This window comes from Microbacterium sp. BH-3-3-3 (assembly GCF_007679045.1).
GTDB classification, from domain to species: domain Bacteria; phylum Actinomycetota; class Actinomycetes; order Actinomycetales; family Microbacteriaceae; genus Microbacterium; species Microbacterium algihabitans.
Map to the genome: position 1 here is coordinate 382,049 of NZ_VEFS01000001.1, position 12,302 is coordinate 394,350.

General features: G+C 71.8%; 13 protein-coding genes and 1 riboswitch. Of the genes, 5 read left to right on the forward strand and 8 right to left on the reverse strand.

What is annotated here, in order from left to right:
• Positions 1-37: 37 nt before the first annotated feature.
• From FS769_RS01875 to FS769_RS01895, 5 genes are all read right to left on the reverse strand, one after another.
• The gene (locus FS769_RS01875; protein WP_144828659.1) at positions 38-1,273 is read right to left on the reverse strand and encodes a mannosyltransferase family protein; all 1,236 of its coding nucleotides are present in this window, start codon (positions 1,271-1,273) and stop codon (positions 38-40) included.
• A 208-nt stretch (positions 1,274-1,481) separates the two neighbouring features.
• Positions 1,482-1,805, reverse strand: coding sequence for a multidrug efflux SMR transporter (locus FS769_RS01880; protein WP_144828662.1), 324 nt, complete (start codon positions 1,803-1,805; stop codon positions 1,482-1,484).
• 10 nt (positions 1,806-1,815) lie between these two features.
• Positions 1,816-1,880: riboswitch (guanidine-III (ykkC-III) riboswitch) on the reverse strand.
• Between the two features lie 53 nt (positions 1,881-1,933).
• Complete coding sequence (locus FS769_RS01885; RefSeq protein ID WP_186325388.1) at positions 1,934-2,794, reverse strand: CPBP family intramembrane glutamic endopeptidase; 861 nt, start codon at positions 2,792-2,794, stop codon at positions 1,934-1,936.
• Positions 2,791-3,516, reverse strand: coding sequence for a tRNA (guanosine(46)-N7)-methyltransferase TrmB (gene trmB, locus FS769_RS01890; protein ID WP_144828665.1), 726 nt, complete (start codon positions 3,514-3,516; stop codon positions 2,791-2,793). Before trmB ends, FS769_RS01885 begins: the two co-directional genes overlap by 4 nt.
• Before the next feature lie 59 nt (positions 3,517-3,575).
• Positions 3,576-4,409 (reverse strand): DUF3097 domain-containing protein, encoded by an 834-nt coding sequence (locus tag FS769_RS01895; protein WP_144828668.1) that lies wholly within the window; start codon positions 4,407-4,409, stop codon positions 3,576-3,578.
• Positions 4,410-4,532: 123 nt separating this feature from the next.
• Between FS769_RS01895 and FS769_RS01900 the strand changes: the two genes are divergently transcribed.
• The 4 genes from FS769_RS01900 (at position 4,533) to FS769_RS01915 (ending at position 8,862) form a co-directional block, all read left to right on the forward strand.
• On the forward strand, positions 4,533-6,677 hold the full coding sequence (locus FS769_RS01900) for a YgcG family protein (protein WP_260979668.1): 2,145 nt from the start codon (positions 4,533-4,535) through the stop codon (positions 6,675-6,677).
• A 93-nt stretch (positions 6,678-6,770) separates the two neighbouring features.
• The gene (locus tag FS769_RS01905) at positions 6,771-7,526 is read left to right on the forward strand and encodes a PspA/IM30 family protein (protein WP_144828671.1); all 756 of its coding nucleotides are present in this window, start codon (positions 6,771-6,773) and stop codon (positions 7,524-7,526) included.
• 71 nt (positions 7,527-7,597) lie between these two features.
• Positions 7,598-8,410, forward strand: coding sequence for an arginase family protein (locus FS769_RS01910; RefSeq protein WP_144828674.1), 813 nt, complete (start codon positions 7,598-7,600; stop codon positions 8,408-8,410).
• Positions 8,407-8,862, forward strand: coding sequence for a Fe-S oxidoreductase (locus FS769_RS01915; RefSeq protein WP_144828676.1), 456 nt, complete (start codon positions 8,407-8,409; stop codon positions 8,860-8,862). Before FS769_RS01910 ends, FS769_RS01915 begins: the two co-directional genes overlap by 4 nt.
• 551 nt (positions 8,863-9,413) lie before the next feature.
• On the opposite strand, the gene FS769_RS01920 is transcribed toward FS769_RS01915, so the two are convergent.
• The 3 genes from FS769_RS01920 to FS769_RS01930 all read right to left on the reverse strand — a co-directional run bounded on the left by FS769_RS01920 (position 9,414) and on the right by FS769_RS01930 (position 11,164).
• Entirely contained in the window at positions 9,414-9,878 is a 465-nt protein-coding gene (locus FS769_RS01920; protein ID WP_144828679.1) for an SIP domain-containing protein, read from the reverse strand.
• Between the two features lie 69 nt (positions 9,879-9,947).
• Complete coding sequence (locus tag FS769_RS01925) at positions 9,948-10,661, reverse strand: tyrosine-protein phosphatase (protein WP_144828682.1); 714 nt, start codon at positions 10,659-10,661, stop codon at positions 9,948-9,950.
• Complete coding sequence (locus tag FS769_RS01930; RefSeq protein ID WP_144828684.1) at positions 10,658-11,164, reverse strand: carboxymuconolactone decarboxylase family protein; 507 nt, start codon at positions 11,162-11,164, stop codon at positions 10,658-10,660. The genes FS769_RS01925 and FS769_RS01930 overlap by 4 nt, the downstream gene beginning before the upstream one ends.
• Before the next feature lie 143 nt (positions 11,165-11,307).
• Between FS769_RS01930 and FS769_RS01935 the strand changes: the two genes are divergently transcribed.
• Positions 11,308-12,228: an alpha/beta fold hydrolase gene (locus FS769_RS01935; RefSeq protein ID WP_144828687.1), complete on the forward strand. Its 921-nt coding sequence runs from the start codon at positions 11,308-11,310 to the stop codon at positions 12,226-12,228.
• Positions 12,229-12,302 lie beyond the last annotated feature (74 nt).

Here is a 12,302-nt window from a genome sequence, read left to right on the forward strand (position 1 = left end):
TTCCGGCACCGCCCTTTTTCGTCCGTTCAGATGAGGATCACGGGTTGCCGCGGGTCCACAGCAGCAGGATCGCCACGGCCTGCAGCACGAGGCATCCGACCAGGATCGCCGTGCGGCGGCGCGGCGTCGACGACCACCGCTCGTCGCCCAGCAGCGGCGCCATCGGCATGAGGAGTCGGAACGTGCTCTGCTGCGGCAGGAACACCGCGAAGATGTAGACGCCGTAGCTGAAGCCGTAGGTCACGACCATCAGGCCGAGCTTGCGCACCGGCCGCGACCACATGAGCGCCGCGAACGCGACGAGCAGAGCGATCACGAGAACGATGCCCACGAAGCCGAGGTGCGTTCCCGCCTGGCGGAACCACGGCGTGAACGGCGTGAACTCGTCGTTGCCGACGTAGTCGAGCCACCAGCCGAGCTCGGTGCGGATGTAGGCGTTGTGGGTCCCCGTGACGTACTGCGCGATGTGGTTCCACGACAGGCCCGCCACGGCGATCACGAGGCCCGACGCCATGAGCGAGGCCCACTCGCGCATCGGGAACGGGTCGACCTTGCGGCGGAAGAAGCGCACGAGGAAGACGATGCCCAGCGCGAGCCCCAGGGCGAGCACGCCCGGCCGCGTGTACGCGGTGACGAGCCCGATCGGCAGGATCCACAGGTAACGCCGCTTGATGGCGAGCAGCATGCCCGCGAACATCAGCAGCATGAACAGGCCCTCGCTGTACCCGATGACGAAGAGGAACGACATCGGGGCGAAGGAGAAGAACACCAGCGCCCACCAGGCGGCCTGCGGCTTGGTGACCGTGCGCATCAGCACGAACAGTAGCCAGGTGGCGCCGAGGCTCGCGCCCAGGCTCATCATCACCGACACCGGCTGCCACCCGAGACCGGTGGCCCCGGAGATCACGCGGATCATGGTCGGCCAGACGGGGAGGAACGCCCAGTTGTTCGGGAGGATGTCACCCGAGACGTTCATGGGCAGCGACATCGGGTAGCCCTGAGCGGCGATCTGACCGTAGCGGTCGGCGTCCCACCCGGTGAGGTAGTCCCAGAAGGTGCCGAGGCGCTCGCTGTCGGGCCCGAAGCCCCAGCGCGCGGCCTTGGCGATCGAGTAGAAGCCCCACAGCATGCCGAAGTTGACGACGCGGGCGATGGCCCAGAGGATCAGGACCTTCGTGAAGGCACCGCGCTCGACCGGGACGACGCCCTCGGGCTTGCGCATGACGTCGCGCCCGTACTGGACGAGGGCACGACCGAGGCGCGAATCGCGCACGCGATCAAGGCGGCGCTGTCGCCCGATGACGGGTGACGGGCGGGTCGCGGGGGCAAGCTCGCTCGGCGGTGCGCTCACTCGGAACCTTTCACAGGGGAAGACATGGGCGAGTGACGACGGTGTCTGGCCCGGACAAGTGCAATTGGGTCGGATCGTACCGGATGAAACCGAACGTTCCCTCCGGTTGACTTTCGGCGAAATGGCCTGATCAGTGGGTGTCGCCCACGAGTTTCAGGCCGATCACGCACCCCACCAGACCGAGCACGAGCAGCACCTTCACCACCGAGACCGCCTCCGTGCCGCCGATCATCGCCACCACGACGGTGAGGGCTGCACCGATGCCGACCCAGACCGCGTACGCGGTGCCGGTCGGGATCTCGCGCATCGCGAAGGCGAGACCGCCCATGGATGCGACGAGGGCGACGCCGAAGATCACGCTCGGCCAGAGCTTGGTGAAGCCCTCCGAGCGCCCCAGGGCGGTGGCCCAGACGGCCTCGAGGATTCCGGACAGGATGAGGACGATCCACGACATGACGGTGCTCCTTGGCCAGTCTTGTCGCAGTCCGGGTACTGATCCGTCGTCCGGGGACGCGGGTCGGCGTCCGTCTTCCAGGGTAGCGAGCCGACCTGGGCAGGACCCGGGCACCGCGGCATCCGGGATCAGATGAGGAAGATCGATGCCGAATCCGGGTTGTGCGCGTGCACGAGGACTCCGAAGACGACCGCGTCGAACAGCAGGTGCACGGTCACCACGTACCAGAGCGAGCGGGTCTTCAAGAAGAGGAAGCCCTGCACGATCGCGAACGGGATCGTCAGCAGCGGGCCCCACGCCTGGTAGCCGAGCTCCCACAGGAACGACACGAACACGACCGCCTGCAGCAGGTTGGCGGTGAGGTCGGGGAAGTGCCGGCGCAACAGGACGAAGACCGTGCAGATGAAGAAGAGCTCGTCCCAGATGCCCACCGCGCCGACACCGACGAACAGGCGCGCGATGAGGTCGCCCGTGACCACCTCGGGCCAGTTGCGGTAGACGCCCGAGGTGATGAAGTAGAACGGCAGGATCAGGTAGCCGAGCACGATGACTCCGCCGAGCCACGCCCACTGCCACCAGGTCCAGCGGCCTCCCCCGCGCCAGGGGAAACGGATGGCGTAGTCGCGGTAGACGAAGCGCGAGACCACGTACGGCACGACGACGGCCCCGCCGAGGGCGAGGGTGAAACGCACGAACGCGGGGTTGTCGAGCTCGGCGTGCAGCGGGATCAGGCTGACGATGAACTGCCCGATCGCGATGAGCGATACATCGCGGGCGATGCTCGGCTCCTCGCCGCGCGCGAGGGCGACGCCGCCCAGGCGGTCGACGAGCACGGCGGATGCCACGGCGAGGGCGAGCAGGATCCACCCGAGCCACACGATCTGCACGACGAAGAGCGCGGGGGCGGCGAGGCACACCGCGAGCGCCGGGATCAGCTTGGGCGTCCACGTGGAACGCTCGCGGACCGGCACCGCGGTGTGCGCGGTCACGGCGAAACCCGCGTGTAGGTGAGGTCGCGGATGTCGCGGCCGACGCGCAGACCCTTCTGCTCGAAGGCGGTGAGCACGCGCCCCTCGAACCGCTCGGCCCAGTCCCCGTCGAATGCCCGCTCGAAACCGGGGGCGTCGTCGAGCACGTCGCGCATCTGGTCGGCGTAGTCCTGCCAGTCGGTCGCGAGGCGCAAAGTGCCGCCCGGGCGGATCGCCTGCGCGGCGATGCGCGCGAACGCGGGGGCGACGAGACGGCGCTTGGTGTGCTTGTTCTTGTGCCACGGGTCGGGGAAGAACACCCACAGCTCGTCGACGGATGCCGCGGGCAGCAGGTGCTCGAGCGCCTCCGGCGCGTTGGCCTCGACGAGGCGGAGGTTCTCCACGCCCTCGCGGTCGGCGTCGAGCATGGTGCGGGCCAGCCCCGCGGTGAACACCTCGACGGCGAGGAAGTCGGTGTCGGGGTGAGCGGCGGCGGCCGAGACGATCTGGTGGCCCTGGCCGGAGCCTATCTCGACGACCAGGCGGGCCGTGCGGCCGTAGACGGCGGCGGGGTCGACGGCGGTGCCCGGCTTGACGCTGGTCTCGGCGGCTGCGCGCTTGACCGGCAGCAGGTAGAACGGCGAGAGCTCGGCCCACGCGCGATCCTGCGCCTCCGACATGCGGCCGCTGCGCCGCACGAACGACACCGGCTTGTCGCGGAAGACAGGCGCGGCGGTGTCCATGCCGTCCAGGCTAGAGGGACGGTCGCCGGGAATGTGACGAACGGGCACCTTGCGGCCGCTCACGGGACGGTCACGAAGTCGATGAGCTCCTCGACGCGGCCGAGCAGGGCCGGCTCGAGGTCGCGGAAAGTGGTGACCTTCGACAGGATGTGCTGCCACGCGCGGGCGGTGTCTGCCTGCTCCTCGGCGGGCCAGCCCAGGGCGCGGCAGACGCCCACCTTCCACTCGATGCCGCGCGGTACCTCGGGCCACGCGGCGATGCCGAGGGCGCGGGGGGTGACGCACTGCCACACGTCGACGAAGGGGTGTCCGACGATGCGCACGTGCGCGCCGTGGCGGCCGCGGGCGATCTTCTCGGCGATGCGCGACTCCTTGGAGTTCGGCACGAGGTGGTCGACGAGTACGCCGTACCGGCGCTCGGCGGTGGGCGGCTCGGCGTCGAGCTTCTCTTCGAGCAGGTCGACGCCCTCGAGGAACTCCACGACCACGCCCTCGGCGCGCAGGTCGGCGCCCCACACCTTCTCGACGAGTTCGGCGTCGTGCTTGCCCTCGACGAAGATGCGGCTCGCGCGGGCGGTGCGCGCGCGCTGGTCGGCCGCCGCGAACGAGCCGGAGGCCGTGCGCGTGCGCCCCTTCGGCGCGGCCGCGGGAGCCTTCAACACCACGGGCTTGCCGTCGACGAGGAAGCCCCCGCCGAGCGGGAACAGCCGGCGCTTGCCGAAGCGGTCTTCGAGCTCGACGTTCATGCCGTCGATGCGGGTCACCGCCCCGACGAAGTCACTGCCGGCGACCTCGACGACGAGATCGGCGGATGCCGCGACCTCGGCGGGCGTGATGCGTCCGGCGTCGCGCCACCCGCGGGCGAGCACGTCGGTGCCGTAACGGTCGTCCATGGTGTACCTCCGAGCGTTCGAGCCTAGGCGGCGCCCGCGTGCGCTGACAGCGGACGCGCCGCTCCTTCCCCGGTGTCGGCGGTCGTTTGTAGGGTGGAACCTCCGGCCGCCGAAGGGGGATGCATGCGAAAGCCGATGCTGGCTCGTGCGATCTGCGTCGTGATGCTCGCGCTCATCGGCGTGGTCGTGGCGCCGCTGAGCGCCTCGGCCGTGCCGCCGCCGTCGCTGGGCTCGAGCTTCGTGCTCGACGACGTGAACGCGCTCACCGACGCCCAAGAAGCAGAGGTGCAGGCGAAACTGCTCGCCCTGTCCGACCAGACGGGCCTCGACATGTGGGTCGTCTACGTCGATTCGTTCACCAATCCCACCAGCGCGGCCGACTGGGCGAACGAGGCCGCCAACCGCAACAACCTCGGCCCCCACCAGTACCTCCTGGCGATCGCGATCCAGGGCGACACCTTCGAGTACTACCTCTCCGGCGACGTCGACGGCGGGGACCTCTCCGCCGACCAACTCGCCTCGATCGAGCAGGACCGCGTGCAACCGGCTCTCGAGGCCGGCGACGACGCCGGTGCCGCGATCGCCGCAGCCGACGGCATCCGCACCGCCCACGCCCAGGCCGGGGGCAACAAGCCCGCTCCCCCGCCGACCCCCGCGACCCAGAGCGGCCCGGCCATCGTCCCCGTCGTGCTGGTCGGCGTGCTGCTGCTCGCCATCGCGGGCGGTCTCATCTTCTTCGCGGTGCGACGACGTCGCGCCGCCGCACAGGGCGGATCGACCGCTGCCCCGGCCGAGAGCGTCGACGAGCTGCGCCGCCGCGCCGGATCGGCCCTCGTCGCCACCGACGACGCGGTCAAGACGAGCGAGCAAGAGCTCGGATTCGCCCGCGCTCAGTTCGGCGACGAGGCCGCGGCGCCCTTCATCGAGGTGCTCGCCCAGGCCAAGGCCGATCTCGACCGGGCCTTCTCGATTCAGCAGCAGCTCGACGACAGCACCCCCGAGACCCCCGAGCAGCAGCGCGCGGGCTACGCCGAGATCCTGCGCCTGTGCACCTCGGCCGACGAGGCCCTCGACGCCAAGGCCGCGGCCTTCGACGAGCTGCGCGCCCTCGAGGCCGACGCCCCCGCCGCCCTGGCTGCGGCACGCGAGCGACGCACCGCCGCCGAGCAGGCCCTGACCGCCGCCGACGCCGAGAGCACGCGGCTCGCGACCCTCTTCACCGCCGAGGCGCTCGCGTCCATCGCCGACAACCCCGCGCAGGCGCGGGCGCGGCTCGCCCTGGCGACCGAGCAGGAGGCCGCAGCCGATGCCGCCCTCACCGCCGGGCGCACGGGCGAGGCTGCGTTGGCGATCCGCGCCGCCCAAGCGGCGGTCGCTCAGGCCGAGACCCTCGAACGCGCGATCACGACGCTCGGCACCGACCTCGCCGAGGCCCAGCAGACCGCGGCGTCCCTTCGGGCCGAGGTCGAGGGCGACCTCGCCGCCGCGGCGGCGCTCCCCGATACCGACGGTCGCATCGCCCAGGCCATGGCCTCCACGCGGGCCCAACTCGACGCCGCGCGTGCCGCCGCGAGCGGTGCCCGCACCGACCCCCTCCGCGCCGTGCAGTCCCTGCAGCAGGCGAACGGCACCATTGACGCGGTACTCGACGCCGCTCGCGACGAGGCCGAACGCCGTCGCCGCGCCGAGGCGCAGCTCGAGGCCACGCTGACGCAGGCGCGTGCCCAGGTGCGCGCCACCGAGGACTTCATCGCCGCGCGCCGCGGTGCCATCGGACCGACCGCCCGCACGCGCCTGGCCGAGGCGGGCGCGGCGCTCGTGCAGGCCGAGCAGATGCGACAGACCGACCCCGTCACGGCATTGACCGCCGCGCAGCGCGCCGCGCAGTTGGCGGGCGACGCGAGCTCGCTCGCCCAGAACGACGTCGGTGCCTTCGGCGGTTCGGGGGGCTTCGGCGGAGGTGGCGGCGGAGGCGATCTGATGGGCGCCATCCTCGGCGGCATCGCCGTCAACTCGGTGCTGGGCGGCGGACGCCGCGGCGGCTTCGGCGGAGGAGGCCTGGGCAGCGTGCTCGGCGGACTGGGCGGAGGCCTCTCCGGCTCGGGGCGCTCGAGCGGCGGGTTCTCCGGCGGCGGTCGCTCCCGCAGCGGCGGCGGCGGCTTCGGCGGCGGGTTCTCCGGCGGCGGTCGCTCCCGCAGCGGCGGGGGCGGCGGGTTCTCCGGCGGAGGCCGCAATCGTGCCGGGGGCGGACGAGGAGGACGCCGCTGATCCACCCCCTCGCGGAGCATCGCCCGATCACAGAGAATTCGTAGCAACCGCCACCAGACTCGACATCGTCGCCTTCTGAAAGGAACACCCCGCATGGCCAAGCAGTCCATCTTCGGTCGCATCTCGACCCTCGTCCGCGCGAACATCAACGCGCTCCTCGACCAGGCCGAGGACCCGCAGAAGATGCTCGACCAGCTCGTCCGCGACTACTCGAACTCGATCGCCGACGCCGAGTCGGCCATCGCCGAGACGATCGGCAACCTGCGCCTGCTCGAGCGCGACCACCAGGAAGACGTTCAGGCAGCCGCCGAATGGGGCAACAAGGCCCTCGCCGCCAGCCGCAAGGGCGACGAGCTGCGCGCCTCCGGCAACGCGAGCGAGGCCGACAAGTTCGACAACCTCGCCAAGATCGCGCTCCAGCGTCAGATCACCGCCGAGAGCGAGGCCAAGGCGGCCGAGCCGACCATCGCCTCGCAGACCGAGGTCGTCGACAAGCTCAAGGACGGCCTCAACGGTATGAAGGGCAAGCTCGAGCAGCTGCGAGGCAAGCGCAGCGAGCTGCTCGCCCGCGCCAAGGTCGCCGAGGCCCAGAACAAGGTGCACGACGCCGTCAAGTCGATCGACGTGCTCGACCCCACGAGCGAGCTCGGCCGTTTCGAAGACAAGATCCGCCGCGAGGAGGCCCTCGCCGCCGGCAAGCAGGAGCTCGCCGCCTCGAGCATCGACGCGCAGTTCAACGCCCTCGAAGACGTGGGCGAGCTCACCGAGGTCGAGGCGCGCCTCGCCGCGCTGAAGGTCGGCGGCCCCCAGCGCGCCGCGATCGACGCACCGAGCCCCGACCAGGTCTGACAGACACCCGAGAGTGCATCGCCCGGACCCCGGGCGGTGCACTCTCGTCACACGTGCGAGGGAAGCCGCCCATGACCCGATTCATCGTCGCCCCGCAGTGGCAGGGCTCGTCGTCGTCCCGCGCGATGCAGCTGGTCGACGGGGCCGAGGCCGTCGCGGGCGACCTCCCCCGTGCCGCGACCACCCTGCTCGAGGCCCCGACCGAGGCCGGCGACGCGCAGGGCTCGCGGATCCACCGCATGAGCGCTCTGGTGCGCATGCGGCAGCGCATCGAAGACGCCGTCCGCTCGGCCGACGAGACGGCGATCGTGGTCGGCGGGGACTGCGGCGTCGCCCTCGGGGCCGTCTCCGCCGTGGCCGGCGACGATCTCGCGGTCGTCTGGATCGACGCGCACCCCGACCTCAATACCCCCGACTCCTCCCCCAGCGGTGCCTTCACGGGCATGGTGCTGCGCGGCATCGTGGGCGAGGGTGAGCCGCTGCTGCGCCTCGAGCCCGGGATCGACCCCGCGCGCCTCGTGCTGGTGGCCACGCGCGCGTGGGATCCCGAAGAAGAGGCCTTCGTCGCGGCGCACGGCATCACGGTCGTCTCTGCCGACGAGCTCTCCTCCCCCGACGCCCTCGCCGACGCGGTCGCCGCGACCGGTGCCAGCCGCGTGCACGTGCACGTCGACCTCGACGCTCTCGACCCGGCCGAGATCGGCGGCGTCGCGCAGGCCGTTCCCTTCGGCGCCCGCACCGCCGACCTCGTGGCATCCATTCGTCGCCTGAAAGAGACGACGCCGCTCGCGGGAGCCACCCTGACGGAGTTCTCGCCCGCGTCGCCCGCCGCGGCCGTCGACGACCTGGGCACGATCCTGCGACTGATCGGAGCCCTCGCGTGAGCCCGATCGCCCGCCCGCCCGCCGGATGGCGCGAGCGCGCCGACACGGCCGTGGCCCGCGGTCGCCGGTTCGACCGCTTCATCCCGGCGGCGTTGCTCGACTCCCGCGTCAGCCGGGTGGGCTACTGGTACGGCTGCACGGTCGGATGGGTGTGGGGCTCGATCTGGAGCACCGGACGCATCGAGAAGCGCCACGGGCTCTGGGTGTTCCGCGGGCTGCCGTCGTGGGCGTTCCCGCGGGGCGGCGTATGCGTGGGCGGATGCTTCCTCACCGGCGACGACCGCCCGAGCGACGCCGTGCTGGGCCACGAGGCCGTGCACAAGCGCCAGTGGCAGCGGTACGGCTTCCTTATGCCGCTGCTCTACGGGCTGGCCGGGCGCGATCCCCTGCGTAACCGCTTCGAGATCGAGGCGGGGCTCGTCGAGGGCAACTACGTACCGCGCGGCAGCTGAACCGCCGCGCGGCACGCGACCCGCGACGCACAGGTCCCTGAGCTCGTCGAAGGGCCCGGTGCACAGGTCCCTGAGCTTGTCGAAGGGCCCGGTACCCGCGGTTGTCCCGGTGCACAGGTCCCTGAGCTTGTCGAAGGGCCCGGTACCTGCGAAGGCCCCGGTGGCTTCGACAGGCTCAGCCACCTGGCGCAGCATAGGTCCCTGAGCTTGTCGAAGGGCCCGGTACCCGCGAAGGCCCCGGTGGCATCGACAAGCTCAGCCACCTGGCGCAGCAGAGGTCCCTGAGCTTGTCGAAGGGCCCGGTACCCGCGGTTGTCCCGGTGGCTTCGACAGGCTCAGCCACCTGGCGCAGCATAGGTCCCTGAGCTTGTCGAAGGGCCCGGTACCTGCGAAGGCCCCGGTGGCTTCGACAGGCTCAGCCACCTCGCGCGGTGCACAGGTGCCTGAGCTTGTCGAAGGGCCCGGTACTCGCGAAGGCCCCGGTGGCATCGACAGGCTCAGCCACCCCGCGACGCACAGGTCCCTGAGCTCGTCGAAGGGCCCGGTCCCCGTCAGCGGGCGGTCGAGAGACCGAAGCGCTCCGGCGTGTGGATCGCCTGCGGGTCGACGCCGTGGCGCGCGACGAGTTCGTCGACGATCTCGGCCGTGCCCAGGTAGCCGCCGAGCAGCACGACGCGGGTGGCGTCGTCGTCGCAGCAGAGCATCTCTCCGGCCCAGCCCGACACCGCACGGGTGACGGCCTCGCCCGGAGCGCAGCCGCGACCGGTGCCGGGGGCGCCGCCGCGACGCGAGCGGTCGAGCCAGCTCAGCGTCATGCGGGCGGGGGCGGCGATGCGGCCGATCCACGACTCGTCGGGCACCTCGATGAACACGCGGCCGGTCGAGCAGATCGGCAGGGTGGCGAGCAGGGCCTCGAGTTCGGCGAGCGAGTTCTCGTCGGCGGTCACGAGGTGCTGGACGCGGGTGTGCCGCGACGCGCGGCAGGCGGCGTCGTTGTGCTCGGTGGAGGTGGCCATGATGACCCCCACTATACCCTCAGTGAAGGGTTGCCTAACCTTGGTGTCGGCTGATGATCCACGCGTGGATCATGCCACCAGCACCTCGCGCAACCGCTCGAGCTCGGCATCCGTCATGCCGTGGGCGCGGAGATAGCCCGCGGGCGACCCGAACTCGCGGTCGAGGCGATCGAGCAGCGCCCGCATGGCGCGCGCGGGCGACCGCGTGGCCAGCTCGTCGGCGTGCACGTTGTCGGGGTGCAGGGCGCGGATCGCGGCGCGCACGCGCTCGGTGCGTGCGACCGGCAGCAACTGCTCGGTGCGCGCGTAGTCGGCGATCACGGCCTCGCGGTCGACGCCCGCCGCGGCGAGCGCCACCCCGATCGTGACTCCCGTGCGGTCTTTGCCGACGGTGCAGTGCACGAGCACGGGCTGGGCGGTCAGGATGCCGCGCACCACGGCGACCACGCGGTCGGCCGAGTCGTCGACGATGGAGGAGTAGAGCTCTTCGAGGCTGACGTCGCGCTCGAAGAACGACGCGACCGATCCCAGGAACAGCGGCTCGTGCTGCACCTCGATGAGAAGGTCGTCCAACCGGCTCGGATCGTTCGCGAGTTCGGCCTCGTCGCGCAGATCGATGATGCGGCGGATGCCGAGGGCTCGGAGATCCGCGATGCCGGTGTCGTCGACCTGCACGAGGTTGCCCGAGCGGAAGAGCACCCCCGAGCGCGTGGTGCCCTCACCTGCGGGGAGTCCTCCGACGTCGCGGAAGTTCGAGGCCCCCGAGACCAGCGAGCCGGTCATGCGGTGCCGTCCGCGTGCACGTGCGGGGCGGCACGGGCCGAGGGGCGCGGCGGCACGGGGTACCGACCGGCGATGGCGACGCGGTTGAAGGCGTTGATGGCCACGAGCACCCAGCTGAGCGCGACGTACTCCTGCTCGCTGAGGATGCCGCCTGCCTGGTCGTACACCTCGTCGGGGATGCCGTCTTCGTGGATGAAGGTGAACGACTCGGTCAGCTCCAGCGCGGCGCGCTCGCGCTCGTCGAAGACCCCCGACTCGCGCCAGGTGGCGATCTGCGCGATGACGTCGGCGTCGAGCCCGGCGGCGACCGCGGCATCGACGTGCACGCGCACGCAGTAGGCGCAGCCGTTCAGCTGCGAGGCGTGGATCTGCACGATCTCGCGCAGCCGCGCGTCGATGCCCGCCTCAGCGGCGAGGCGCCCGACGGTCGTCGAGAACGAGCGCAGCGCCGCGTAGGCCTCGGGAGCCGATTTCGACAGGTGCACGCGCCGTTCTTCGCCCATGGCCACAGCCTACGGCGACCCCGCGGGGCCGGGGCGTGGCGTTCGCCGAGTCCACGGCATCCGCTCACCCGGGGTTTCCCCCGCGGCGGTACGGCAACGCGACGGCGGTGGCGGCGGAGGCCGCGCGGTGACAGGCTGGACGGATGCCCGAGCTCGACGAGTTCTCGTTCCTTCCCGCCCAGGCCGCCGATCTCGGCCGCGAGGTCGCCGCCGTCGAACGCGTCGACCTGACCCTCGCCGACCACCGCCGGCTGAGCGCCCTGCGGTGGGGCGACGCCGATCCGGCGATCACGCTGCTGCACGGGGCGGGACTCAACGCCCACACGTGGGACACGACGCTGCTGCACCTCGGCGTCCCCGCGCTCGCGCTCGACCTCCCCGGGCACGGCGACTCGTCGTGGCGCGACGACGCCGCATACGTGGCGCGCGTTCTCGCCCCCGACGTGATCGCCGCCCTCGAGGCGTGGACGAGCGGTCCGCAGGTGCTGGTCGGACACTCGCTGGGCGGCCTCACCGCCGCAGCCGTCGCCGCTGCGCGCCCCGACCTCGTGTCGCGTCTCGTGATCGTCGACATCACCCCCGGCGTCGACCCGAGCGCGGGCCCCGCGCAGATCCGCGCCTTCTTCGCGGGCCCGACCGATTGGGCCTCGCGCGACGAGCTCGTCGAGCGCGCCCTGTCGTTCGGCCTCGGCGGCTCGCGCGAGGCGGCCACGCGGGGTGTCTTCCTCAACTCGCGCGTGCGCCCCGACGGCCGCGTGGAGTGGAAGCACCACTTCGCGCACCTCGCCGCCGCCGCGGTGAACGCCGGAGCGGACCCCTCGACCCCCGATGCCGTGCGCGCGGTGCTCGCGAGCACGGGATGGGACGACCTCGAGGCCGTGCGCGAGCCCGTCACCCTCGTACGCGGCGAGCGCGGATTCGTCACGGCACCGGATGCCGCGGACTTCGCCCGGCGCGTGCCCGGGGCAAGCATCGAGACCCTGTCGACGGGGCACAACGCCCAGGAGGAGGATCCGGCGGGTCTCGCGGAGCTCCTGCGCGGCGCGGTCGACGCGGCGCGCTGACCCCGACGCGTCGATCAGCCGGGCAGGGCGTGGGTTAGTGGACTCTGCGCCCCGCGTCACATGCCGTCGCGCAC